Genomic DNA, 21,024 nt, shown 5'->3' with positions numbered 1-21,024 from the left:
ATTGCGAGGTATGAAGATTGTCCAAAACGGATCAAGACAGCAGCCGTGCGCCACCTCAAAAAGAGGGGAGGCATCAAGTGATGACCAGTGATGATAGAGCGTTAATGATCGAGTGGTTGTCTCTCACAAATGTTGGTCGCGAATATTGCGAGAGTTTATCAGACGAAGAACTCGAAAGAATTTATAATCTCAATGTTCCGCAGCGTGACGAATAAGAGGAGGTGATCAGATTGAAAACTGTAGTGAATCCATACAAAGCAGGTCCAGTTAAAACGTGGGTTATGTCAGAGGAAGAACTAGCAGCTTATAGGCAGCAACACCCACCAAAACCATATAAAAAGAGACTCAGACGTGTAGACTGGCGTTGGCAGCGCACAGATCAATCCGTCGAGTCTCAGCGGTAGAATTCACATCGAAATGTGAGTAATTAAGCCCATGAATCTTAATTATATCACATGGAGTGATCAAAGTGAATGAACCACAACGAATCACATTAGAAAAAAACGATATTTTTTCAGCTGATGTTGAACCGGGGAAAATTCAAGTGATTGTCCTAGACGGTATTAACAACGCGGCTCATATAACAGAAGCACCAGAGCATGGACACACGATAATCGAAACCATTAAAGGCAAATTAGATCGAATACGTTTTGACTACGGATTTAAATTTAATAAATAAGCAGGGGTTCATCCCCTGCGGGGGAGGAATTGCAATGTTATCAAAAGATCAAATAAACGTTGACCTCTTTGATGAGGTAACACGTTTGAAAAGAGAAATAGAGAAGAAGGATTATCAACTCCGCGCATTCTCAATGTTTTTCTTAAACGAACTGGAGTGGGAGCAGCACAATTTCAAAAAAACTAAAGATGAGTTTCACAGAGGTGGAATAACAGCCATGAAAAACCTCGAAAAGCATTATGAATATGTTTTTAGAAAGCGATTGGACGGTGAAAGAGTATGAATATACCAAAACATATCGAGCTTTCGCAGGCGGTCAAAGCCTGCAAAAACAAAGCGATGACGATTGATGATGCAGCTGCATTTCTAGGTGTACCCACATTTTTTGTACCAGTGCTTGCTGATTATTGTCCTGATCTGATTATAGAGGGCAATGTCGTCATGGCAAAGCGTGAGTCAAACGGACCTGTTATCTTCACACTGTTGTTTTTCATGGGGATTATCGTGATCGCTGGGTTGATGCAATGAAACAGATTGATCTTTTTAGAGAAATCATAGTGGACAACTTTGCAGGGGGCGGGGGAGCAAGCACAGGTATCGAGCTTGCGACAGGCTTATCAGTAGATATAGCTATCAATCATGATCCTGCTGCCATTGCAATGCATGAGGTGAACCATCCTGACACAGAACATTATTGTGAATCTGTGTGGGATGTTGATCCGAAAGAAGCTGTTAAAGGTCGAAAAGTCGGTCTAGCATGGTTTTCACCTGACTGTACACACCATTCAAAGGCTAAAGGCGGCAAGCCTGTAAAACAGAGTATCAGAGGGCTTGCGTGGATTGCTGTTAGATGGGCGATAGCGGTAAAACCACGCGTCATCATGCTTGAGAACGTTGAGGAATTTAAAGACTGGGGGCCTATCTCTAAAGAAGGTAAACCGATTAAAGAGCAAAAGGGGCAGACGTTTCAATCATTCGTTAAAACCCTTGAGTCACTTGGATATGAAGTTCAGTTCAGAGAATTAACAGCTTGCGACTATGGAGCGCCAACCATACGAAAAAGATTCTTTATGGTTGCAAGATGTGATGGAAAAGAAATCATATGGCCGAAGCCGACGCATGGAGATCCTAAAAGCCTTCTTGTTCAAACGGGAAAGCTCAAGCCATGGCGAGCGTCTTACGAGATTATAGATTGGTCCATAGGGGTCCCTAGCATATTCAGTAGGAAACGGCCACTAGTTGAAAATACAATGAAGCGAATCAAACGAGGTATTGATAAATTCATCGTAAACAATCCAAGTCCTGTAATGGTGCCGGATAAGAGCAAAGCGGCATTCTTGATCAGCTATTACACTGAACAGTCAGATAAAGAGGTAAGAGGTCTTTCGCTTGATCGTCCATTACACACAATCACAGCTGGCGGCAATAGATTCGGGTTAGTGACCGTTGCATTTTTGACTAAGTATTACGGTCAAGGAGTAGGACAGCGATTAGACGAGCCATTGCATACGATTACAACAAAAGACCGTTTTGCCTTAACAACTGTTTGCACAAATGGTCAGAGAATCGCAGACATCGGATTGCGTATGTTGCAACCAAACGAATTATTTGCAGGGCAGGGGTTCCCACTTGGATATACATTCAACATTGGTAATAAATCAGACCAAATACGCAGGGTGGGGAATAGTGTTCCGCCACAATTCGCAGAGCAGCTGGTGCGGGCTAACCTCCCTGAGATGTGCGTACCTGAACATATGAACAAATATTATAGCAAAGCAAACTAACAGCCTAGCGGCTTAGGAGGAAAAAATAATGAACCTTGAAAAAAATATTAAAGATGTTATAGCACAACAATTAGAAAACGGAATCGTTGAAAATCTGATCGCAGAGCAATTGAAACAAGGCGTTTCAAAAGCGCTTGAAGACCTGTTTGCTTCATATGGTGGAGAAGCAAGAAAAGTCATTGAAAACAAGTTGAAAAGTGTCATTGTTCCTTACCTTGAAACTTACGATTACTCAGAATACATTACCAAGCTGGATCATGTGCTAGTCGAAACGATAAAAGAAGCGTCATTTGATAACCGTACAATCCTTGAAAACTTCAAGAATTTAATGATCGAAGAAAAAGAAAAGACTATCAAACTGTCTGACCTCTTTAGTGAATGGAAGAAGTATGTTGCAAAGCAAGTAGAAACTGACGACCTTGAAGTCGAATTTTATGAAAGACCAGAGTATGAAGCGGTTGAGGTTAGTGTTCAAGTTGAGCGTAATGAGGACAGATCATGGAGTAGTTTTGAATACGCCACAATATTTTTTGAATGTGAGCATGATGAAGATTTGAATTTTGAGATACCAATTTCTATCTATAAAAAAAGAGAAAAGGAATGGGATATCGACTATAGAACGAGCAACGAATTGAAGTCACTAAGACATCTAAATGACTTTGAAATCTTGCTAATGAGATTAAGTCAAAACGGTGTGAAGCTCGACCTTGATATTGAGTGGGAAGAGGATGAAGTGACGCCGGATGAAGAGCCGGAAGCGACTTTCGGGTAAGGGGGAAATCCTGTGGAAATTCGAATTGAAAAAAGAAAAGAAGCTGGTTCTTGTAATTATTGCGACAGAGCCACTGTGAACGGAAGATGGGTGCAATATCCTTACGATGAAGTTATTCATGTTAAAGGAAATCAAACAAGCACACGCTTCTGTCAGGAATGTTTCAAAAGATTATCTGATTTTAACCAATACGTTAAGCAGGAGGAAACGGAATGAACTTATTAAAAATGTTTAAAATGCAGGCGGAGTTAGACAACCGCATCATCCGAGAAAAAGGGCTGGAAGGTCAAGACCTTCTTCCCGGACTTATCTTGGCACTACAAGTTGAACTAGCGGAATGCGCTAACGAGTGGCGCGGCTTTAAGTTCTGGAGCAATGACCAGCAGCCACGCACTTGTATCATAAATAAAAAAGGAGAGACATCGAGAGACTACTATAAGAATCCATTGCTAGAAGAATATGTGGACTGCCTGCACTTCATATTGAGCATTGGAAACCACATTAAGTATCCATCAAATTATAATATGGACATTTTGAATAGAGCTATTTTCTATGACGGTGGAGTAAATGCATTTTTAGCTGTTTTATATGAAGTTTCGGCTTTTCATGTGGAGTTAGAAACTGGTGGAGAGGTTTCATCTTCATTTGTAGAGATTTTCATGAGATTTAACGAACTTGGAATAGCTCTCGGCTTCACACCTGAACAAATAGAACAAGCATACATGGAAAAAAACGCCGTCAATCACAAACGGCAGCAGGAGGGTTATTGATGAACTACTCACTATATTTGATTGACGACAGACTCGTTATTGATCTTGGAGCGGGCGAAAAGAGTCAGCATAAAGCGTTTAGCGGGGTTCCTGAATTAGTAGAAACACACACTTTCTATCAAGAACCAATCGGACAAGTTGAAATAAGTGATGAGCAACTAGCAAAGATCGAGCTTGATTTTCATAATGGCGGCTTGTGTGATTACTGCGATGAACTTTCAAACAAAGTACGTCCTTCTCCTTTTATGGGTGACATCGGCTCAAGCATGTGTAAAGACTGCTGGGACATGACAAAGAAAGAGTATGCGGCTTCACATGATGAGTATATAGGGGATTTTGAGGATTACCCTCACTGGAAGGAGCAAGCCTGATGGATATTGTAATCAGATATGTCTTTAAACACCGAGCTACCGGAAACATTGAAACTAAGGTATATTCAATCAGCCAATTAGAAGAGCGGGCAGCACAAAAGCTGTCGCCATGCTTCAATGAGACCGATTACGAATTGATTGCACGGAACTTGTTTACTGGATTGAAAGATTCAGAAGGAAATGAAATTTATGGGGGGATGTCATCTTAATCACTTATGACGAAGCCTTTTCAGAACTCCCTTACTATATTGGAGAAGTTAATTTTAGAGCCGATGACAATTACCCTGCATTTGATTTGTTACCGTGGATTGATTGCGAAATGAACGCATTAAGCTGGCTGAAAAGCGAAAGTGATCCTTCTGTGAAAAGCTATGCGGTCGTCGGCAACATCTATCAAAATCCCGGTCTTCTAAAGGAGGAAGCACGATGAACGAAAATAACCCGATCATTTCAACAGTCAGAGAAAAACTTCAAAATGTTTTAAATGAAACGCTTGATAATGTTGGATACATCGAAGAAGCGATTCAAAAATTAACGGAACAAGAACAGATTTTGCAGGATCGTTATGATTATCATATTTCGCTCAAAAATGAATGTATAGGACATGAGTACGATGATCCTGAAAATCGTGATACGGATATATTAATCCATTCCGAAAACGCTAGTGCTGTTTATCAAATAGCGAAATCATTAGGATTTATATTGAAAACGGAGGGTGAATGAAGATGAAATTTTACGAGGTGCATGATCCATATTACGCATTGATCAAAGCAAAAACCAAAGAGAATGCTATGACAATCTATACTGATGTTGTCGCCGATGATGAAGAGGGAGAACTTGCAGAGAACATCAAAGAAGTAACAGGACTATATGCAGCAGCGAAATTTAGCCGCATTCCTGGAGAAGATAAAGAATTAATACCATTTGAAGAAGTCCTTGAGGATTTAACCAGCGACGGAGAAATGATGCTGGCTGTAGACGGTAGCTTGATATGAGGAAGGGGAATGAAGATGAATTATGCAAAATTGAGCGGGGATAATGTGGTCATTAAATTACCTATTGATCTATTGGTGATCGCATTTAATGACAATCCAAACAATTGGGATGAATCAATCAAAGTGAAATTCAAAAGGCAGTTTGCTAAAGGGTTTGCTGAAAAAATTAACGGAACTTCAACGAATTACGAAAGCGGTTTAACTGTTTTCCAAGAAGCGATAGATGCAATTTTTGAAGAAATGCTTGAAGAAGCACCCAACTATATTAGATTTCCTAAGGAGTGTTTATTTTGAAAAAACTACTAATCACACTAACTATTATTATTGCGGCGGTGCTTTATGCGCCGTCTGCTCAGGCTGCTTGGTCAAACTGGCAAACGGAGGGATTTGGGCATCAAGCGAGAGTTTTCACGGATGACACCAATTACTATGCAGGAGCATCTACCGTTGATTGGAGAGCTGAAAAAAAGGGATCGAGCACGCTATATTACACCGCTGGCGTTTACAAAAAGCGAAGCGGTGGCGGCTTAACAGATACGAACCTTGTACAAAGGGGCAGCTTCAAAGCGTCCACGCCTCTAAAGTCGTTTAGTGTTAAAGAAATTCGCAAGCGTACTGGAAAGGGAACATACGTGATTCAACTGGACTGCTTCACCGATTCAGCAAAGACAAAATACATCGGGACCTTTGAGTCCTTGAAATTCAATATTCGATAGGAGGTAGCGGAATGAAAGCAGAAGAATTGCACAGCTACTACTGTGAAGAATGCGATGACTGGACATACATTGATGAACTTAAATGGCCAGAAGAAGTCAATTGCGCCCACTGCGCAACGCATGAAATTTATATGAGCGTACCGACTTACGAAAAAATCAGGCAACGGGATAAAGAACGGATGGAGAGCGGAAAATGACACAAGAAAAATTTATCACTTTATACCCCTATTTTTGCGGAGAATGTAAAAAGCCAACATATATTGAAAAGATTAAATTGTCCGAGAATGTTCATTGTGCTCACTGTGGAACGAGTGGAATTGATATGTGCCAACAAACATATGAAAAGTTTATAGAACAGGGCATAGATGAGGGGGGAGCGGAATGACAATCAAACTATCAAACCTGCCTGACGATGCGAAAATAATCAATGAGAGCGGCTTTCTGCTCCAAACAGTAGGAGAAACAAAAGAAGATATTTTAGAAAGAGGCGAACGTCATCACGAAGATAAATGGACTCTATTATTTGATAACGATGAGTTCGGTGATGAGGTGGAAATAGATGTACTTCCCGTTAAAATCGTATGTCCTCATTGCAAGAGTGCTGGCGGCTTCTTTACAAAGGAAAGAATAACTGGAACAGCTCACATATACTACAACTCTTCTGGTGATCTAGAAGAAGAACAAGGCGCTATGTATGACTACCTTTCGCACCACGGAGGGACAAAGGCATTTTGCAGAGAATGTGAAAAGCCACTTGGCAAAACAAAAGATCTGGCATCTGGAAATCATGAGGAAGAAACATGGCGGAGGTAACGGAATGAAATATAGAGTATATGACGACAGGTCCACTGTAATACTTTTTGAATCAGATGATAAATCAAAGTGCTATTTGTATATCATGGAGAATTATTCCGAAGGCGACGATGATTGGGAACATATTTTCATAGATACAATTTAATAAGTCCAAGACGGAGAGCCTGCGGACACTGATCAACACCTTTTATGGGTGCTGGTTGGTGTCCGTTTTTTATTTGTCGGAAAGGAGCGGCATCATGAAGAAGGATAAGCCGAAAAAACAACCGCAGAAGCTCACTGACAGAGATTTAAGAGAGTTGATGGGGCAAAACATGCAGAGACTGAGAAGAGCCAAAGGCGGGGCCATGCGCAGAAAATAAAGGGGGAATTATCATGAATCAAACAAGCTTAGACATTCCGCAGATCGACGAGGAAAAAACAAGATTCAAAATGGAAAAGATGATGGAAAAGTATAAAATACTTAGGTTGCAAACGCCGGAAGACTTTCTTCCAAAGATCACAACAACATACACCATTACGCCGCCGAGTTTCTCCAATCAGTTTCATTCATCGACCGAGGATGCAGCTCTAAAAAAAATGGATTGGGAAATCGAGCGTGATCAGTTCATGAAACGCATTCAGCGTGCAATTAATCGCCTTACGCAAAAAGAGCGCCGCATCTTAGTAATGCTCTATATGCAGGATGAAGAGATGTTTGATTATGAAATCTATGCAGAAATGGGTCTAAGCCAGCGGAACTATTACCGATTCAAGAATAAAGCCTTTTACCGTTTAGCCTTCGCACTTAGAGAAGAAGTGTATAAGCAGGGGGATAAATCATGAATTTTGTTCAGCCAATAAGGGACCTTGATCAGATCCATTATATAAAGAAATATCTTGGAGAGCGTAACAAAAGAAACCTGCTGCTTTTTGTGGCCGGAATCAATCTAGGCTTGAGAATATCTGATCTTCTTCAATTACGTGTCAAAGACGTTAAGAAACAATATGTGTCTTTAAGGGAGAAGAAAACAGGCAAAGAAAAAAGAATCAAGATAAACAAGACGCTTCGGAAAGCACTAGATCAATATATTAAAGATCGCGATGATCAAGAGTATGTATTTAGAAGCAGGGAGGGGCTAAACAAGCCTATCAGCCGCAGTAGTGCATATAATATATTGAGAGAGGCAGCGGAGTATGTTGGCCTCGATAGCATAGGGACACACACACTAAGGAAAACGTTTGGCTACTGGCATTATAAGAAATTCAAGGATGTGGCCTTGCTACAAGAAATATTCAACCACTCAAGCCCAGATATTACATTGAGATATATCGGGATCACACAAGACACAATGGATAGAACAATGGACGACTTCGGCTTATAGACTCATCTGTTCAATTGGCAGGTGGGTCTTTTTTTGTGCTCTTTTTCATCAACTAACCATAATGAGAAAATGTCCAACTCATTTTAAGGAAATGGCTGAAAAGCAAGAGGGACAAAGGATTCAGCGATTCCCTGAGTTAGACACAATATTAGATATGGTGAATTGGTGGATAATGTGGATAAGCGAAGATGATGATGATATAATTAGAATATAATTACAGTTCGTTAGGAGCGGGTTTAATGATTAAAAAGCATTTCACGGCATCGGATAAAATTCTTGAGTTTATAAGAGACCGTTATGAAGAATATGTAAATCGTATTGGTGGAAAGAAAGAAGATAACGATGTTCATTCAAATTTTCTGTTGTCAGAAAAAGTCGGCTCAACTGACCAACTTGTGAACAAATTAATTAGCACAAAATTCAATGTTCCCTTAGAACATGTTAGTGAAATGACTTTCGGTGATCTGAAAACCCGCTTTGAAGACGAGTGGTCTCAACCAATGGATAACAGTCATGCTCCAACAGCATTACTTAAATGGTTGAATAAAAGAACCGATAAAGATACTGAAAAGATGTTACAAAAGATGAAAGAGGGTATGGCAAATGATTAAGGCTATCACAAAAGATAATTAATTTAAGAGCGGCTTCCGTTGTGGAGGCCGTTTTTTTATTGGTAAGAGAATAGAGCATTAATAGATATGGTGAATTGTATGGTTTTTTAATATTGATGATTTGGTAAGGTAACCTAATAAATTGATTTTAGGAGAAGATAAAAATTTCTGGTTTTCTTTTAGAAGAAATAGAAAAAACCGATATAAAAATAAAAAGGGATGATTTTAATGAAGTATCATGAAGTTTATGAATTAATTAACAAACACCTTGATCCTCAAACAGCTATACCACCGCTATATCATTATACTAGTGTGTATGGGCTAGAAGGCATAATGCAAGGTAAATCTGTTTGGGTGTCCCATTCAGATTTTCTAAATGATAAAACAGAGCGTTTATACTCTGAAAAGATTTTTGTGGATATAATTCAAAAAAAGTTTAAAACTAAAGTATCCGAGGAGTTAAAAAAGTTTCCTCCTTTAATTAGTTTACTTGACAACATAATAGAAACTTTTCAACGAAAGATTGTACCAACATTTATTTTATCATTATCCACAAATAAAGATTCAAATTTATTATGGTCTAATTATTCAAAAGATGATGGGTATAACATTAAATTTGATCCTGAATTTTTAAAAAATACAGATGCGATTAAACAAGATGAAGGCTTTAAAGATGCTGTGATTTTTAAATCGAAAGTTATATATGACGAGCAAAAACATATTTTGGCTTTAAATGAATTAGCTGATAATTATGTTGAACATTTTTTTAACACGAAACAAAGTGACGAAGAATTTGGAAAAAATCTAAGCAATATGCATATTGCTTTTCAAGTATTTGCTGCATTTTTTAAAGATTCGTGTTTTCGACAAGAAGAAGAATGGAGAGTTGTACTTTTTGCGAGAACAGAAGATATTAGCATTAATCATCGTATTATGAATGGTGCATTTATTCCATATGTTAAATTGAGCTTCGATAAAAATTTAATTAGAGGAGTAACTATTGGACCGAAAAATAAAATGGATATATCTGAAAAAGGATTAAAGAGTTTTTTGAGAACATCTACATATGATTTGGAGAGTATAGAAATCAATAAATCAAAAATTCCTTATAGATATTAAAGAAACTAACTACTTTAATTTTTAGGCATGAAAATGGCACAATTTTGGCACGATCTTGGCAAAGCGTTTTGTCTCAGAGAGGTTATTATGGTATTAGGTGATAAATTAAGGGCGGCTTCCATTGTGGAGGTCGCTTTTTTATATGGAGGTGTCGGTTGTGGCTGAACTTACTGTGATGACTATGGAGCGATTTCTACAAGAGATAGAAGAATCTTTTTCTCAAGAAACGAACCATATTAAAACTGTTAAACGAGTTCCTTATGTCGTTGTACATGCTGAAATTAAACACAAGGGCAACAGGATTAAATCAGAGTATACATTCTATGATGCTGAGGATATGTCTTTCAAAGATGCGCAAGAACGTATAGTGAAGATGCAGCAAGACATTATTTCCTGAACTACAGCTAAATATAAAGACTGAAAGCACTATGCATTAGGGCGGTGCTTTTTTATATGGAGGAATAGCATTGGAACTCTTAATCTTAAAAGGATGTTCAAAACAACGTACAATGACATTCATAGTAGGGACAAACGCTTGTGAGGCAAGAGCGTTATGGCGATATTTAAAGAAGAGATTCCCACAATATAAATATCCGCAATTTGTTTCAAGGAACCCAGCAATGCTAGATGGGGTAAATCCTAGCGAAACAATTTTAATTTTACTGCCGGGCTATTATCGAAATCCAATAATCAACTGCTATGAATTTCAATGGTTAAAGGAGAATGCTATTGAAGTAATTCATATCAATGAGGAGGAAATCAGATGAAAATTTTAGTTCTAAAAACGGATTGTCTACTAGATCAGGATGCAAAGGAGAACCTTAGAGAAGAAGCAAGGAAAGCAGCGCAGAGTGGCATTATGATTCTTGATAGGGGAACGAGTTTGGAAGTTATTGAAATAGACAAGTCAGCCCTATTAGATGAAAAGGGGATTGCGGCGAGTTTTGAACAACAAATGAAAAAAGTTGGGGAAATGACGGTAGATGGAAAATATGTTCCTTACGAAGAACGTAAAATTGATACGGGGATTGAACAAGCAACAATGGCTGAAATTTTTGGAACCTTTGGACTCCCTCTCCAAAAAGGTAATATGAAATGAATGATGTTCTGTGCGAGAAATGCCAAACATATTATGCTGTGGAAGTGAGAGAGATAAAAGAAGCGAAAGGAATTGTAATTCAATTCTTCTCCTGTCCTCATTGTGGAAACTCGAATGTTGTTTCTGCTACAAATAAAGTCATCCGTCAGAAATTACGAGAATTGAGAAAGGCGCGCAGTTTTTATGAACAAGCAACGACACATAGAAGCGCACAACGACGTTTTGAAAAGTATACGCAGCTACATGAAAGTGTCAAACGTCTTATGCTTCCTCTAATTGATGAAGTGAAACAGAGATTGAATAATTCATAGCATCCTTCGGGGTGCTTTTTATTTTGGGGAGGGACACAACGTGGACAACTCACTCAGGGAACTAATCATCAACACAGCAATTGGACACGCAATAAGGACAGACCAATTGTATAACGGTCTTAAAGCCCTTAATAAAAGGGGATGCATATGGGCAGATGGGGAGATCATCAGGGGGTTAGGCATGCTTGGTTCTTACGGTGTGAGGGACAGGCAAGCTATAGACAGCTTACTACATGTCAGCCAGACTCTGTCCTATGAAGCAGCACGATCCTATCTAGCGTCATATCAAAGGCAGCATAGGAAATTTTATGCCGTACAGAAAGTAGGGCATCTTCATGCCTTTGTTTTGTTTGCAATGATAGATGAGAGAAAAGCTGGTGAATCCAATGCCACCTAAACCATTGAGAGAGTGTAAGGTGCGAGGGTGCAGGGAGTTAACAAGGGATGGTTATTGTCCTGCTCATGCTGATGGTAAGCAGCAGGAAGCGAAGTATTACAACAAACATGTTCGAGATAAACAATCAACAAGTTTTTATAAATCAAGAGAATGGAAACAGACAAGACAACTTGTTCTAATGCGAGACAATTACCTTTGTCAAAGCTGTTTAAAACAAGATCGTGTCGTTCCTGCTGTCATGGTTCATCACATAGTGGAGCTAAAACAGGATTGGAACAAACGATTAGATTTAAATAACCTCGTAAGCTTGTGTAATAGCTGTCACAACAAGGTTCATGGCAAGCGAGGGTCATAGTACCCCCCGGCATTAAATCCCTAGAAAACGGCTTCGAGAAGATCGGTGAGCCGTCGTCTGCAAACAAACACCGCTTTTCAAAGTTTCCGAAAAACAGAAAACCCCCTCGGCGAAAATGCCGAGAGGGCTTGGTACGACTGGTTTTGTTGTTAATTCGATCATATCACGAATTTGATCAAAAACAAGCATAAATTTGAAAAAATCGAAACGGAATGAGGTGAAAAATATGCCGAGACCTGCAAAATCCGCAACCCTTCAATTGATACAAGGTAACCCAAACAAGAAAAATACTGATGAATTGGAAATGCGCGCCGAGCAAGAACAGAAAATGAAAATGCGATCAAACAATATCAAACCTCCATCCTGGTTAGACAAGGTTGCTAAAAAGGAATTCAAACGGATTGCCGAGCTATTAAAGGAAGTGGACATTATAACGGAGGCAGATATCAGCATGTTGGCCGCCTATTGTAATGCCTATTCTCAATATATTTCTATTACAAAGGTGATAGAAGAAGATGGACTCATGCTGCAAAAAGATGGATTTGATGAGGACGGAAAACCAATTGAATTGATTGGACAAGAACATCCATTATTGAAAAGACAAAAGAACTTCTTTGATCAAATGAAGTCAGCTGCAAATGATTTTGGTCTCACTCCATCAGCCCGCGCAAAACTAGCGATCACCAAAACTCAGGAAATCAGAGAAAAGACGGCTGCTGAAAAGGAGTTTGATAACGTGTGACAATTAAGCAGTTTATGGTTGATTACTCAAATGATGTACTACAAGGGGAAATTGTAGCTTGTCAAAAACACATTTGGGCTTGTCAACGTTTTTTGAATGATGTTAAACGAGAAGGAACAGAAGAGTTTCCGTATGTATTTGATGAAGAAAAAGCACGCAGATTTCTTTATTGGATGACTCAGTTTAAACATACCAAAGGACCATTAGCAGGCGAGAATATTGATCCTGATCCTATTCAGATTTTCATTTTTGGCAATGTCTATGGATGGGTCCACAAAGATACCGACACTCGCCGTTTTACAACTGTGTATTGGCAAGTTGGCCGTAAAAATGCAAAGACTCAAAGCTTAGCAACTGTTGGGTCTTATGAAGCAATGGCGCTTGGAGAAAGTATGTCGGAAGTGTATATAGGTGCCACCAAAAAAGAGCAGGCCAAGATTTGCTGGAAAGAAATAGAGGCTCAAATTGAGGGGAGCGATCTTCTCAATAAACCATCAAAAAAATATAAGGTAGCATATGGGACAATTGAACATATTAAAACAAAATCAATTATCACCCCACTTGCAAAAGATGCCGGGAAAACCGGAGATGGATTTAACCCTCAATGTGGAATTATTGATGAATATCATGCTCATCCAACATCAGAAATATATGATGTTATTGAATCGGGTATGGGAGCAAGATCACAACCTTTAATGGTAATTATCACAACTGCTGGCCCTGAATTGAATAATCCGGCTTACCGTGTCGAGTATAATTTTGCTTCTCGTCTTTTAGATCCTAATATGGTAGAGAAAAATGACCATTACTTTGCAATGATTAATGAGTTAGATGCAGATGATGATATTAAAGACGAGGGTAAATGGGAAAAAGCAAATCCGATACTTGCAAAACACGAGTTTGGCATAAATTATTTAAGACGGCGTTTAGAAATGGCTTTGAATGTACCAGAAAAAATGCGTGATTTCCTCACCAAAAACATGGATATTTGGGTGAACATGCGATCAAACGGATATATGGATATGCAAGCATGGTCTGATTGCGGTTTGAGTGAAGGTCTACCAGATTTAAAAGGTAAGGAATGTTATGCGGGGATAGACCTATCAAAACGAATTGATTTAACAGCGGCCAGTTTTGAATTTCCTCTCGAAAATGGGATGTATTATGTTACAGCACACGGCTTTATGCCAGAAGATACGTTTCATGAGAGGATGAAAACTGACAAGGTACCATATGATTTGTGGGTCAAAAAAGGTTGGCTAACTCTCACTGATGGTGCTGTCGTTGACTATGACTATATTCGTGCGTACATCAAGAAAATGGAAAAGGATAAAGGGTGGAAAATCAAAGAGATTGGATATGATCCATATAACGCAACGCAGTTTGCGCAGCAGATGGAAGCTGATGGATATGTCATGATCGAGATCAGACAAGGGGTGCAAACCTTATCTGAGCCGACCAAAGATTTACGTGAGAAAGCTAAAGCACGGAAATTAATCCACGACAACAATGATCTATTAACGTGGGCGATGGGGAATGCCGTCACAAAGATTGACGCGCAGGAGAATATCATGCTTGATAAATCAAAATCGTCACAACGTATTGACCCAGCAGCTGCACTCATAAACGCTCATGTGAGAGCTAGTCAAAATGATGATCATTTAGATTTGAATGAGTATATTTTGTCAGGGGGCTTTTCATTCTAATGAAAAATATCATAAAAAAAATTATGATTTTCCTATTCTCAATCTTAAATGACCTAGTATTTTTTGCTGGGGCAATCTTTATTACAATAGCAGCTTATAAAATACATGAAATCATCGGTCTTTTAGTGACAGGTGTTTTTTTTATATTTACAGCAATTTTAATGAGCCGAAGGAGGTGATTAATTGTTATTAGAAGGTATGTTCTCTAAAAGATCAACAGATTCAGACAGTGGCTGGGGGGTGTCACAGGTCCCGCAATGGGTGTTTGATATTTTCGGTGGTGGTAAAACAGCAAGCGGAGAGAAAGTGAGTGAATCGACCTCGTTAAAACATCCTGATGTTTTTTCTTGTATAAATGTTTTGTCAGATGATATAGCAAAACTATCTGTCCATATGTTTCGGAGGCTGGGAGAGAATATTTCAGGAGAGCGTGACCATCCTGTTTTTAAATTGCTCTATTTAAAGCCCAATCAATATATGACAGCTTTTACTTGGAAAAAAGTAATGATGACGCATGTTTGTACGTGGGGAAATGCATATTCTTTGATTCTTTCAGATAAAACAGGTGATATCAAAACATTAATCCCTCTTAATCCAGCGAATACAAATCCGTACCTCGATCCAAACACAGGTATATTGTGGTACGAAACAATCATCAATAACAAACGAGCTGAATTACATGCGGAAGAAGTTCTGCACTTTAAAGGAATGACGGAAGATGGAATAGTAGGCCTCAGTCCAATTCAGGTTGCAAGGGAACATATTGGTGCTCAATCTGCTGCAACAAAGTTTAACGCTAAATTGTACAAAAATGATGCAACACCAAGAGGTATTTTGAAAATCCCAACCCTGTTACAACCAGAGGCAAAAGAGGTTGCAAGAAAAGAATGGCAGAGAGTAAATGCAGGTGAAAGTATTGCGATTGTTGATGCTGGACTTGATTATCAATCTATTTCAATGCCTCTAAAAGATGCCGAATTTGTAGAGTCTATGAAATTCAATAAGGCTCAAATCGCTTCCATATTCAAGGTGCCTCTTCATAAGATAAATGAATTGGACCGCGCTACATTCAGTAATATCGAACATCAATCTATAGAATATGTGAAGAATACTTTACAGCCGTGGATCGTTTCCTTTGAACAAGAAATTAACACAAAGCTGTTTACTGATGATGAAATAAGGCAAGGGCTATATGTTCAATTTAATGTTAATAGTGAATTGCGCGGTGATTCAAAATCAAGAGCTGAATTCTATGAAATTATGGAACGAATAGGAGCTATGAATATAAATGAAATTCGTGCTCTTGAATCGAAAAATGCTATTCCTGATGGGGACAGACACCTAGTTTCATTGAATTACACTTTCTTAGATATGTTAGATCAATATCAGATGGCTAAAGCAGGCCATAAAGGAGGTGATCCGAATAATGCCGAAGGAAATCAGACAGCTAACGACGGAAATTGAAGTTAGGTCACTTGATGATGAAAGCAAAAGTGAATATGTAGAGGGTTATGCCCTTAAATTTGAAAAGTGGTCTGAGCGCCTTGGGTGGTTTAAGGAAATCATCAGCCGTGGAGCTTTGGACGAAGCAGATATGTCCAATGTAATTGCTTTATTTAATCATAAAATTGATTATCCATTAGCAAGAAACACTGTTTCAACGGGCGCTGGTAGTCTCCAATTAACTGTTGATGCAATAGGGCTGAAATTTAGATTTGAGCCAACAGACACCACTTACGGACAAGATTTGATGAAGAATTTGAGAGCAGGCGTAATCAATCAATGTTCTTTTTCGTTTTCCCTTGATCATTCAGGTGATGAAGAACCTGATGAATGGACAAGAAATGAAGAAGAAAAGTTATATGAGCGCCGAATCAATCGAATCAATCGCATTTTTGATATTTCACTTGTCACAACTCCTGCATACAGCGACACGGAAGCTGTTGTAGGAGAAAGAAGTCTAGAAAAAGTAGAAGTTTTAAAAAGACAAAAAAACACATCAAATAAGAGGATTGAGCTGGAACTAGACTTACTAGACCTTACTATATAGTGGGTCTTTTTTTATGCTCAAAATCAAGGAGGAAAATCTATGCCAGTAATGATGAGTAAAGAGGAACGTCAATTGCGCCAGCAGTTCACACAGAAAAAGCAAGAAGCTAGGAATTTAATAAGTGAAGGAAAAGATGAAGAAGCACGCTCTATGCTTGATGATGCAAAGGCACTGCAAAAAAGAATTGAAATGATGTCTGAGGAAAGAGAACTCGATGCACCAGAAATTGAAGACCGACATTATGTCCCGGAACAGAAAAGAGATCCTGAATCTGATTCTTCTGACGAAGAACGCAGCTTAACAGGAACGCAAGAATATAGAAATGCATGGTTCAAGGTCTTGACTGGTCGTGATGATGAATTAGGTAACGAAGAAAGAAAAATGCTGCAGGAAGTTTTAAAAGAAAATAGACAGCTTTCATCTAGCAGTGATAAGGATGGCGGATACACAGTACCGGATGATATTTCGAAACAGATTATTAAGTCTATTCAAGAATTAAATTCTGTTCGTAACTTGGTACGGGTTGTACCAAAGACGGCACCAGCAGGTAGCTATCCAGTAAGAAAGGGTGCTGCAGGAAAGTTATATAACATTGCTGAAAAAGAAGCGATCAAAGAACTCAAAAATATGGAGTTCGACCAAATCACATACAACGTCAAAAAATTTGCTGGCTTTTTGCCTATCCCAAACGAATTATTGAATGATTCTTTCATTAATTTTGTGAGGGAGATTGTAGAATGGCTCTCTGAATCTGCAACTGTAACTGAAAATGATGAAGTCTTCTATGGAAAAGGCGGAGAAAACAATGTAGAGGGGATTATAACAAGTAAAAAATATAAATCTCTCAAAGCTCCTTCTCTAATTACAATTAAGTTTTTGAGAAAAGTTAAAAACCAAATCAAAAGAGGCTATCGAAAAAATGCAAAATGGGTGATGAATACAGAGGCATTTGAAACGTTAGCAAACATTGAAGATAAAAATGGCCGCGGGATTTTAGCCGAGGACCCACGCAATGAGGATAGCTTCCTTTTATTCGGTAGACCCGTTGAAGTGTATGACGAGATTGTCACAGACGATAAACAAAAAACTCATATTCTATTCGGTGATTTTAAAAATGCATACTTTATGTTTGATCGTCAAAAATTCGAGATCAAATCAACTGACATCGGCTCAGATGCATTTCTAACAGATCAAACATATTTCAGAGGTATTGAACGATTTGACGGAAAAGTAGTTGATCCCGAAGCCGCAGTAATTGTTACTGATTTAGTTGTAGGTGAGGAAGCAGTAGTTGAAACACCTTCTGAAGATAAGTCCGTAGACGCTGGAAAATAAAAATTGAAAGGAATTGATCTATCATGGCTAAAGATTATTTGTTTGAAAGTAATGGAGTATACACATCTGCAGAGGAGGGCGCAGACGGTAAACCTATCACGCCTGTTTATTTAAAAGGAAACAGTGAAGAAAACCCTCTCTTCATTCAAGGTATGCAAGGCGAAAAGGGTCCGAAGGGGGATACTGGTCCTCAAGGTCCAAAAGGAGAAAAAGGCGATCCAGGAGAGCAGGGGCCAAAAGGTGATAAGGGTGATGCAGCTGTAATTGAGGAAGGCGCTATTAAAAATGAACACTTAGCTGATAAATCTGTCAACTCTCGTACTATCGGTACTGGCAGCGTCATGTGGGAAAATCTCAATTCAGCTGTAAAAGAATTGATTACCGAATTACAAACTAGAGTCGAAGCTTTAGAAAAACCAAAATCTGAATAAGGTGATGCCAAATGACTGAGGCAGAACAAAAAGAGCTTGAAAAAGCGAAAAAATACCTCCGCATTGATGGTGATGCGGAGGATGATTTGATTTTACATTTTATCGCTTCAGCAAAAGAGTACATCACGAATGCAACAGGTCTGAAATTTCCTAATAATTCAGCCCGAGCAGAGCTGGCGGTCATGTCATTTACAACTCATTGGTATGAGAATAGGCAAATATCAGGAACGACCTCGAATCTTGATGGGGTGCTCACAACAATGGTCAATCAACTCAAATACTTGGTTGTGGACGGTGAAAAAGATGCTGAATGACATGAGACACCGCATCCAGTTTCAGCAGAAAAAAGAAAAGACTCGTTTACCTGTCGATGGTGACAACGGTTGGGAAACCGTGGTTGAGTGCTGGGCCAAAGCAGAGGGATTAAAAGGTGCTGAATATTATGCGGCAGCTGCTATCCAAAAAGAACATACAATCAAGTTCACCATTCGCCACCGGGAAGACATTGACGAACATATGAGGCTCTTATTCAAAGGGAAAACTTACGAAATTGAGTCTATATTACCGAATCATTCAAGGCTTCATTTCCTCACAGTTAGGGCAAAGGCGGTGAAGTGATGTTTAATTTACAAATTGATGGCTTAGAGGAATTAGAAAACGCCATTGGCAACATGCAAAGAAAGGTCAGCAAGATGCATAAAGAAGCTCTTACAGCTGGCGCAACAGTCATAAAAGATGAACTTCACCCAAACACACCAAGGTCCGACAAAGCCCAGAAACACATGCAAGATGATCTTGATATTACGCGGCTTCGTACTGATGGTGACGGGATGAAGTACGTGGCGGTTGGTTGGCCGAAATCGAAGTCACGTAAGGATACACAATGGAGAATTCACTTTCCTGAATTCGGCACCTTACATCAGCCTGCGCAAAAATTCTTTACGCGTACTGTAGATGCAAAATGGGACGAGGCTATTCGAAGAGTAGCAGATAAATACCGACAGGCGCTGAGTAAACTATGATCAATCAAAACTTAATAAGGCGTGCAGATACTTGCAAGAATGCCATTTTTGAAGCGTTGGAGAATGATCCAGCGCTTTTTTCTTTAATAGACAAAGGTGACATCTATGAGCTTGCAGTGCCAGAGGGTACAAAGTCGAATCCGCCGTATGTCGTGCTGCAAGAAATCAACTACAGACCAATCAAATGGGCTGATGATAAACCCATACAAGATGGCGCAACTTATCAAATTGATGTTTATCACAACGCCGATCCACAACCCATTATAGCTGCGATTGGTGATGTGATGGCGCGTTTAGATTTTGCACCAACGATACCTATTTCTGATTTTTTAGATAAAGAGAGGTTAATCAGAAAAGGCTATAGATTCGAAAAAAATATAGAAATATAAATGGAGGAATATATATGACTCAACACAGCTCGTTAGTTGGGGTTGCTGGTGTTAAATTTTCACCACTTAAACAAGAGAGTGGGCTATGGGTTGCAAAGAAAATTTACGAGTTTCCTTATGCAATCAATATGAAAGTCGAACCAGAGCAATCAACTGAAAAACAGTATGCAGATAATAAACTTGTGGATATGGTTGTCTCAACCGGGTCTACTAAAGTTGAAATGGAAATGCGTGACCTTCCACATGAAATCTCTATTATGCTGCTTGGATTAGAGGAAGAAAACGGCATGCTTTTATACAAGAAGAACAACATTCCTCCATGGGTGGCCATGTCTTTTTATGGAGTTAAAGCAAATGGAAAGAAAAGATATGTAGGTCTGGTGCAAGGTAGATTTTCTATTCCTAGCACTGATGTCAAGACTAAAGAGGAAAAGGTAGACTTTCAAACTGCAAAACTATCCGGTGAATTTTTAGATCGAGAACAAGACGAATTGTATAAAGTTGTTGCTGATGAGGATACAGAAGGTTTTGATTTGGATAAGTTCTATAAAAAAGTTTATGGAGACGCTTATCAATCAGCTGAGAAAATCAGTGCTGATTTAGGGAAAGGCGCTTAGATTTTTTCCTAAAGAGAGCTTTCCAGCTCTCTTATTTTAATTCGAAAAAGGAGGAGTCATGATGGCTCAAAAACAAATTTCAATCTCAATCTGGTTTGAGGAAGAGAAAAAACTCAAAACTTTTATTGCACCAAGAACGGATGCAAAAACACTTTATGAGGCATTTGTTTTAGATGAAGAAGCAACCAAAACAGAAAATGCTAAAGAGCTTATTAAAAGCCTGAATGAACGAATTAAATTCATAGTTCGAGTTTTTAATAACCAGTTTACTTTTGAACAATTTCAGGAGGGATTTCAGTCGTTTGAAATTGCAGAAGTGGTAAGGAAAATAATGATGGAGATCATGGGTTTTAAAATGCCTGAAACTGACGAAGAAAAGGATTTTTTGCCCGAAGTGGAAGCTTAGAAGAGTCCGTTAAAACTGGGAAGGATCAATTGAATGAAATTTATAGCACCTTGTTAAAACAAGGATGGAAAATGCATGAAATTGATCAAATGGATATTTTTCATTATTTAGAATTAGCCGCGGAGGAAAACAAGCCGAAACTCGTCCCTATTGATCAAGTATTCTTTTAA

General features: G+C 38.9%; 42 protein-coding genes and 1 pseudogene. All 43 read left to right on the top strand.

Features of this window, described 5'->3' with window-relative positions; genetic code table 11:
- Nucleotides 1-80: 80 nt before the first annotated feature.
- The 43 genes and pseudogenes from NST65_RS12945 to NST65_RS12735 all read left to right on the top strand — a co-directional run bounded on the left by NST65_RS12945 (nt 81) and on the right by NST65_RS12735 (nt 21,024).
- A complete protein-coding gene (locus NST65_RS12945; RefSeq protein ID WP_342488959.1) occupies nt 81-215 on the top strand; it encodes a BH0509 family protein in 135 nt (44 codons plus the stop codon).
- Between the two features lie 15 nt (nt 216-230).
- The gene (locus tag NST65_RS12940) at nt 231-404 is read left to right on the top strand and encodes a hypothetical protein (protein ID WP_342488958.1); all 174 of its coding nucleotides are present in this window, start codon (nt 231-233) and stop codon (nt 402-404) included.
- A gap of 65 nt (nt 405-469) precedes the next feature.
- Entirely contained in the window at nt 470-679 is a 210-nt protein-coding gene (locus NST65_RS12935) for an XtrA/YqaO family protein (RefSeq protein WP_342488957.1), read from the top strand.
- 34 nt (nt 680-713) lie between these two features.
- Nucleotides 714-962, top strand: a complete 249-nt coding sequence (locus tag NST65_RS12930; protein WP_342488956.1) for a hypothetical protein — start codon at nt 714-716, stop codon at nt 960-962.
- Nucleotides 959-1,207, top strand: coding sequence for a hypothetical protein (locus NST65_RS12925; protein ID WP_342488955.1), 249 nt, complete (start codon nt 959-961; stop codon nt 1,205-1,207). The genes NST65_RS12930 and NST65_RS12925 overlap by 4 nt, the downstream gene beginning before the upstream one ends.
- Nucleotides 1,204-2,463 carry a DNA cytosine methyltransferase gene (locus NST65_RS12920; RefSeq protein WP_342488954.1) on the top strand — a complete coding sequence of 420 codons (1,260 nt, stop codon included), beginning with the start codon at nt 1,204-1,206 and terminating at the stop codon, nt 2,461-2,463. Before NST65_RS12925 ends, NST65_RS12920 begins: the two co-directional genes overlap by 4 nt.
- A gap of 28 nt (nt 2,464-2,491) precedes the next feature.
- Nucleotides 2,492-3,235, top strand: a complete 744-nt coding sequence (locus tag NST65_RS12915; RefSeq protein ID WP_342488953.1) for a hypothetical protein — start codon at nt 2,492-2,494, stop codon at nt 3,233-3,235.
- A 12-nt stretch (nt 3,236-3,247) separates the two neighbouring features.
- A complete protein-coding gene (locus tag NST65_RS12910; RefSeq protein ID WP_342488952.1) occupies nt 3,248-3,451 on the top strand; it encodes a hypothetical protein in 204 nt (67 codons plus the stop codon).
- Nucleotides 3,448-4,005, top strand: coding sequence for a dUTP diphosphatase (locus tag NST65_RS12905; RefSeq protein ID WP_342488951.1), 558 nt, complete (start codon nt 3,448-3,450; stop codon nt 4,003-4,005). The genes NST65_RS12910 and NST65_RS12905 overlap by 4 nt, the downstream gene beginning before the upstream one ends.
- On the top strand, nt 4,005-4,376 hold the full coding sequence (locus NST65_RS12900) for a hypothetical protein (RefSeq protein WP_342488950.1): 372 nt from the start codon (nt 4,005-4,007) through the stop codon (nt 4,374-4,376). The genes NST65_RS12905 and NST65_RS12900 overlap by 1 nt, the downstream gene beginning before the upstream one ends.
- Nucleotides 4,376-4,567 (top strand): annotated as a pseudogene (locus NST65_RS12895) (hypothetical protein); the annotation flags it as partial. The gene NST65_RS12900 and the pseudogene NST65_RS12895, both read left to right, overlap by 1 nt.
- A 235-nt stretch (nt 4,568-4,802) precedes the next feature.
- Nucleotides 4,803-5,099 (top strand): hypothetical protein, encoded by a 297-nt coding sequence (locus tag NST65_RS12890; protein WP_342488949.1) that lies wholly within the window; start codon nt 4,803-4,805, stop codon nt 5,097-5,099.
- Nucleotides 5,100-5,101: 2 nt separating this feature from the next.
- Nucleotides 5,102-5,371, top strand: a complete 270-nt coding sequence (locus NST65_RS12885; RefSeq protein WP_311754607.1) for a hypothetical protein — start codon at nt 5,102-5,104, stop codon at nt 5,369-5,371.
- 15 nt (nt 5,372-5,386) lie between these two features.
- Complete coding sequence (locus tag NST65_RS12880; RefSeq protein WP_342488948.1) at nt 5,387-5,665, top strand: hypothetical protein; 279 nt, start codon at nt 5,387-5,389, stop codon at nt 5,663-5,665.
- Entirely contained in the window at nt 5,662-6,087 is a 426-nt protein-coding gene (locus NST65_RS12875) for a hypothetical protein (RefSeq protein WP_342488947.1), read from the top strand. Before NST65_RS12880 ends, NST65_RS12875 begins: the two co-directional genes overlap by 4 nt.
- 11 nt (nt 6,088-6,098) lie before the next feature.
- Nucleotides 6,099-6,284: a hypothetical protein gene (locus tag NST65_RS12870; RefSeq protein WP_342488945.1), complete on the top strand. Its 186-nt coding sequence runs from the start codon at nt 6,099-6,101 to the stop codon at nt 6,282-6,284.
- Nucleotides 6,281-6,472, top strand: coding sequence for a hypothetical protein (locus NST65_RS12865; protein ID WP_342488944.1), 192 nt, complete (start codon nt 6,281-6,283; stop codon nt 6,470-6,472). The genes NST65_RS12870 and NST65_RS12865 overlap by 4 nt, the downstream gene beginning before the upstream one ends.
- Nucleotides 6,469-6,900, top strand: a complete 432-nt coding sequence (locus NST65_RS12860) for a hypothetical protein (RefSeq protein WP_342488943.1) — start codon at nt 6,469-6,471, stop codon at nt 6,898-6,900. The genes NST65_RS12865 and NST65_RS12860 overlap by 4 nt, the downstream gene beginning before the upstream one ends.
- Before the next feature lie 239 nt (nt 6,901-7,139).
- Nucleotides 7,140-7,262, top strand: coding sequence for a hypothetical protein (locus NST65_RS12855; RefSeq protein ID WP_257787580.1), 123 nt, complete (start codon nt 7,140-7,142; stop codon nt 7,260-7,262).
- 13 nt (nt 7,263-7,275) lie between these two features.
- The gene (locus NST65_RS12850) at nt 7,276-7,725 is read left to right on the top strand and encodes an ArpU family phage packaging/lysis transcriptional regulator (protein WP_335371139.1); all 450 of its coding nucleotides are present in this window, start codon (nt 7,276-7,278) and stop codon (nt 7,723-7,725) included.
- The gene (locus NST65_RS12845; RefSeq protein ID WP_165379014.1) at nt 7,722-8,264 is read left to right on the top strand and encodes a site-specific integrase; all 543 of its coding nucleotides are present in this window, start codon (nt 7,722-7,724) and stop codon (nt 8,262-8,264) included. Before NST65_RS12850 ends, NST65_RS12845 begins: the two co-directional genes overlap by 4 nt.
- A 239-nt stretch (nt 8,265-8,503) precedes the next feature.
- On the top strand, nt 8,504-8,875 hold the full coding sequence (locus NST65_RS12840) for a hypothetical protein (RefSeq protein WP_342488941.1): 372 nt from the start codon (nt 8,504-8,506) through the stop codon (nt 8,873-8,875).
- A gap of 228 nt (nt 8,876-9,103) precedes the next feature.
- Nucleotides 9,104-9,994 (top strand): DUF2971 domain-containing protein, encoded by an 891-nt coding sequence (locus NST65_RS12835; protein ID WP_342488939.1) that lies wholly within the window; start codon nt 9,104-9,106, stop codon nt 9,992-9,994.
- 157 nt (nt 9,995-10,151) lie between these two features.
- Entirely contained in the window at nt 10,152-10,391 is a 240-nt protein-coding gene (locus tag NST65_RS12830; RefSeq protein ID WP_342488938.1) for a hypothetical protein, read from the top strand.
- A gap of 70 nt (nt 10,392-10,461) precedes the next feature.
- The gene (locus NST65_RS12825; RefSeq protein WP_342488937.1) at nt 10,462-10,761 is read left to right on the top strand and encodes a hypothetical protein; all 300 of its coding nucleotides are present in this window, start codon (nt 10,462-10,464) and stop codon (nt 10,759-10,761) included.
- A complete protein-coding gene (locus NST65_RS12820) occupies nt 10,758-11,093 on the top strand; it encodes a hypothetical protein (RefSeq protein WP_341032013.1) in 336 nt (111 codons plus the stop codon). The genes NST65_RS12825 and NST65_RS12820 overlap by 4 nt, the downstream gene beginning before the upstream one ends.
- Nucleotides 11,090-11,404, top strand: a complete 315-nt coding sequence (locus NST65_RS12815) for a transglycosylase (RefSeq protein WP_342488936.1) — start codon at nt 11,090-11,092, stop codon at nt 11,402-11,404. Before NST65_RS12820 ends, NST65_RS12815 begins: the two co-directional genes overlap by 4 nt.
- Before the next feature lie 181 nt (nt 11,405-11,585).
- Nucleotides 11,586-11,801, top strand: coding sequence for a hypothetical protein (locus NST65_RS12810; protein ID WP_342488935.1), 216 nt, complete (start codon nt 11,586-11,588; stop codon nt 11,799-11,801).
- Nucleotides 11,791-12,156: an HNH endonuclease gene (locus tag NST65_RS12805; protein WP_178930385.1), complete on the top strand. Its 366-nt coding sequence runs from the start codon at nt 11,791-11,793 to the stop codon at nt 12,154-12,156. The genes NST65_RS12810 and NST65_RS12805 overlap by 11 nt, the downstream gene beginning before the upstream one ends.
- 226 nt (nt 12,157-12,382) lie before the next feature.
- Nucleotides 12,383-12,898 carry a phage terminase small subunit P27 family gene (locus NST65_RS12800; RefSeq protein WP_342488934.1) on the top strand — a complete coding sequence of 172 codons (516 nt, stop codon included), beginning with the start codon at nt 12,383-12,385 and terminating at the stop codon, nt 12,896-12,898.
- Between the two features lie 14 nt (nt 12,899-12,912).
- Nucleotides 12,913-14,604, top strand: coding sequence for a terminase TerL endonuclease subunit (locus tag NST65_RS12795; protein ID WP_342489379.1), 1,692 nt, complete (start codon nt 12,913-12,915; stop codon nt 14,602-14,604).
- Complete coding sequence (locus tag NST65_RS12790; RefSeq protein ID WP_268430168.1) at nt 14,604-14,783, top strand: hypothetical protein; 180 nt, start codon at nt 14,604-14,606, stop codon at nt 14,781-14,783. The genes NST65_RS12795 and NST65_RS12790 overlap by 1 nt, the downstream gene beginning before the upstream one ends.
- Nucleotides 14,784-14,787: 4 nt before the next feature.
- Nucleotides 14,788-16,068, top strand: coding sequence for a phage portal protein (locus NST65_RS12785; protein WP_342488933.1), 1,281 nt, complete (start codon nt 14,788-14,790; stop codon nt 16,066-16,068).
- Nucleotides 16,031-16,654: an HK97 family phage prohead protease gene (locus NST65_RS12780; RefSeq protein ID WP_035701867.1), complete on the top strand. Its 624-nt coding sequence runs from the start codon at nt 16,031-16,033 to the stop codon at nt 16,652-16,654. The genes NST65_RS12785 and NST65_RS12780 overlap by 38 nt, the downstream gene beginning before the upstream one ends.
- A 39-nt stretch (nt 16,655-16,693) precedes the next feature.
- Nucleotides 16,694-17,989, top strand: a complete 1,296-nt coding sequence (locus NST65_RS12775) for a phage major capsid protein (RefSeq protein ID WP_342488932.1) — start codon at nt 16,694-16,696, stop codon at nt 17,987-17,989.
- Nucleotides 17,990-18,012: 23 nt separating this feature from the next.
- A complete protein-coding gene (locus tag NST65_RS12770; RefSeq protein WP_278175349.1) occupies nt 18,013-18,420 on the top strand; it encodes a collagen-like protein in 408 nt (135 codons plus the stop codon).
- Between the two features lie 11 nt (nt 18,421-18,431).
- A complete protein-coding gene (locus NST65_RS12765) occupies nt 18,432-18,734 on the top strand; it encodes a head-tail connector protein (protein WP_342488931.1) in 303 nt (100 codons plus the stop codon).
- Nucleotides 18,724-19,038 carry a phage head closure protein gene (locus NST65_RS12760; RefSeq protein ID WP_268430192.1) on the top strand — a complete coding sequence of 105 codons (315 nt, stop codon included), beginning with the start codon at nt 18,724-18,726 and terminating at the stop codon, nt 19,036-19,038. Before NST65_RS12765 ends, NST65_RS12760 begins: the two co-directional genes overlap by 11 nt.
- Nucleotides 19,038-19,442, top strand: coding sequence for an HK97-gp10 family putative phage morphogenesis protein (locus tag NST65_RS12755; protein WP_017358186.1), 405 nt, complete (start codon nt 19,038-19,040; stop codon nt 19,440-19,442). The genes NST65_RS12760 and NST65_RS12755 overlap by 1 nt, the downstream gene beginning before the upstream one ends.
- A complete protein-coding gene (locus NST65_RS12750) occupies nt 19,439-19,831 on the top strand; it encodes a DUF3168 domain-containing protein (RefSeq protein WP_342488930.1) in 393 nt (130 codons plus the stop codon). The genes NST65_RS12755 and NST65_RS12750 overlap by 4 nt, the downstream gene beginning before the upstream one ends.
- Before the next feature lie 14 nt (nt 19,832-19,845).
- Nucleotides 19,846-20,448, top strand: coding sequence for a major tail protein (locus NST65_RS12745; RefSeq protein WP_106071419.1), 603 nt, complete (start codon nt 19,846-19,848; stop codon nt 20,446-20,448).
- Nucleotides 20,449-20,509: 61 nt separating this feature from the next.
- Nucleotides 20,510-20,854: a hypothetical protein gene (locus tag NST65_RS12740; RefSeq protein WP_342488929.1), complete on the top strand. Its 345-nt coding sequence runs from the start codon at nt 20,510-20,512 to the stop codon at nt 20,852-20,854.
- Nucleotides 20,855-20,883: 29 nt separating this feature from the next.
- The gene (locus NST65_RS12735) at nt 20,884-21,024 is read left to right on the top strand and encodes a hypothetical protein (protein WP_181185444.1); all 141 of its coding nucleotides are present in this window, start codon (nt 20,884-20,886) and stop codon (nt 21,022-21,024) included.

Origin of the sequence: Bacillus sp. FSL P4-0248 (assembly GCF_038593305.1) — a bacterium.
In the GTDB taxonomy this organism is placed as follows: Bacteria; Bacillota; Bacilli; order Bacillales; family Bacillaceae; genus Bacillus; species Bacillus safensis.
The sequence above is the reverse complement of the archived record's forward strand: the minus strand, read 5'-3'. Positions and strand labels throughout refer to the sequence as shown.

Bases quoted from the DNA above. Each gene is read 5' to 3' on its own strand.
- NST65_RS12915 (WP_342488953.1), top strand. From the start codon at position 2,492: ATGAACCTTGAAAAAAATATTAAAGATGTTATAGCACAACAATTAGAA.
- NST65_RS12920 (WP_342488954.1), top strand. From the start codon at position 1,204: ATGAAACAGATTGATCTTTTTAGAGAAATCATAGTGGACAACTTTGCA.
- NST65_RS12770 (WP_278175349.1), top strand. From the start codon at position 18,013: ATGGCTAAAGATTATTTGTTTGAAAGTAATGGAGTATACACATCTGCA.
- NST65_RS12760 (WP_268430192.1), top strand. From the start codon at position 18,724: ATGCTGAATGACATGAGACACCGCATCCAGTTTCAGCAGAAAAAAGAA.
- NST65_RS12925 (WP_342488955.1), top strand. From the start codon at position 959: ATGAATATACCAAAACATATCGAGCTTTCGCAGGCGGTCAAAGCCTGC.
- NST65_RS12870 (WP_342488945.1), top strand. From the start codon at position 6,099: ATGAAAGCAGAAGAATTGCACAGCTACTACTGTGAAGAATGCGATGAC.
- NST65_RS12890 (WP_342488949.1), top strand. From the start codon at position 4,803: ATGAACGAAAATAACCCGATCATTTCAACAGTCAGAGAAAAACTTCAA.
- NST65_RS12740 (WP_342488929.1), top strand. From the start codon at position 20,510: ATGGCTCAAAAACAAATTTCAATCTCAATCTGGTTTGAGGAAGAGAAA.
- NST65_RS12780 (WP_035701867.1), top strand. From the start codon at position 16,031: ATGCCGAAGGAAATCAGACAGCTAACGACGGAAATTGAAGTTAGGTCA.
- NST65_RS12840 (WP_342488941.1), top strand. From the start codon at position 8,504: ATGATTAAAAAGCATTTCACGGCATCGGATAAAATTCTTGAGTTTATA.
- NST65_RS12855 (WP_257787580.1), top strand. From the start codon at position 7,140: ATGAAGAAGGATAAGCCGAAAAAACAACCGCAGAAGCTCACTGACAGA.
- NST65_RS12945 (WP_342488959.1), top strand. From the start codon at position 81: ATGACCAGTGATGATAGAGCGTTAATGATCGAGTGGTTGTCTCTCACA.
- NST65_RS12905 (WP_342488951.1), top strand. From the start codon at position 3,448: ATGAACTTATTAAAAATGTTTAAAATGCAGGCGGAGTTAGACAACCGC.
- NST65_RS12800 (WP_342488934.1), top strand. From the start codon at position 12,383: ATGCCGAGACCTGCAAAATCCGCAACCCTTCAATTGATACAAGGTAAC.
- NST65_RS12815 (WP_342488936.1), top strand. From the start codon at position 11,090: ATGAATGATGTTCTGTGCGAGAAATGCCAAACATATTATGCTGTGGAA.
- NST65_RS12795 (WP_342489379.1), top strand. From the start codon at position 12,913: ATGGTTGATTACTCAAATGATGTACTACAAGGGGAAATTGTAGCTTGT.
- NST65_RS12930 (WP_342488956.1), top strand. From the start codon at position 714: ATGTTATCAAAAGATCAAATAAACGTTGACCTCTTTGATGAGGTAACA.
- NST65_RS12790 (WP_268430168.1), top strand. From the start codon at position 14,604: ATGAAAAATATCATAAAAAAAATTATGATTTTCCTATTCTCAATCTTA.
- NST65_RS12775 (WP_342488932.1), top strand. From the start codon at position 16,694: ATGCCAGTAATGATGAGTAAAGAGGAACGTCAATTGCGCCAGCAGTTC.
- NST65_RS12750 (WP_342488930.1), top strand. From the start codon at position 19,439: ATGATCAATCAAAACTTAATAAGGCGTGCAGATACTTGCAAGAATGCC.
- NST65_RS12755 (WP_017358186.1), top strand. From the start codon at position 19,038: ATGTTTAATTTACAAATTGATGGCTTAGAGGAATTAGAAAACGCCATT.
- NST65_RS12765 (WP_342488931.1), top strand. From the start codon at position 18,432: ATGACTGAGGCAGAACAAAAAGAGCTTGAAAAAGCGAAAAAATACCTC.
- NST65_RS12820 (WP_341032013.1), top strand. From the start codon at position 10,758: ATGAAAATTTTAGTTCTAAAAACGGATTGTCTACTAGATCAGGATGCA.
- NST65_RS12900 (WP_342488950.1), top strand. From the start codon at position 4,005: ATGAACTACTCACTATATTTGATTGACGACAGACTCGTTATTGATCTT.
- NST65_RS12745 (WP_106071419.1), top strand. From the start codon at position 19,846: ATGACTCAACACAGCTCGTTAGTTGGGGTTGCTGGTGTTAAATTTTCA.
- NST65_RS12865 (WP_342488944.1), top strand. From the start codon at position 6,281: ATGACACAAGAAAAATTTATCACTTTATACCCCTATTTTTGCGGAGAA.
- NST65_RS12880 (WP_342488948.1), top strand. From the start codon at position 5,387: ATGAATTATGCAAAATTGAGCGGGGATAATGTGGTCATTAAATTACCT.
- NST65_RS12835 (WP_342488939.1), top strand. From the start codon at position 9,104: ATGAAGTATCATGAAGTTTATGAATTAATTAACAAACACCTTGATCCT.
- NST65_RS12860 (WP_342488943.1), top strand. From the start codon at position 6,469: ATGACAATCAAACTATCAAACCTGCCTGACGATGCGAAAATAATCAAT.
- NST65_RS12805 (WP_178930385.1), top strand. From the start codon at position 11,791: ATGCCACCTAAACCATTGAGAGAGTGTAAGGTGCGAGGGTGCAGGGAG.
- NST65_RS12810 (WP_342488935.1), top strand. From the start codon at position 11,586: ATGCTTGGTTCTTACGGTGTGAGGGACAGGCAAGCTATAGACAGCTTA.
- NST65_RS12850 (WP_335371139.1), top strand. From the start codon at position 7,276: ATGAATCAAACAAGCTTAGACATTCCGCAGATCGACGAGGAAAAAACA.
- NST65_RS12845 (WP_165379014.1), top strand. From the start codon at position 7,722: ATGAATTTTGTTCAGCCAATAAGGGACCTTGATCAGATCCATTATATA.
- NST65_RS12885 (WP_311754607.1), top strand. From the start codon at position 5,102: ATGAAATTTTACGAGGTGCATGATCCATATTACGCATTGATCAAAGCA.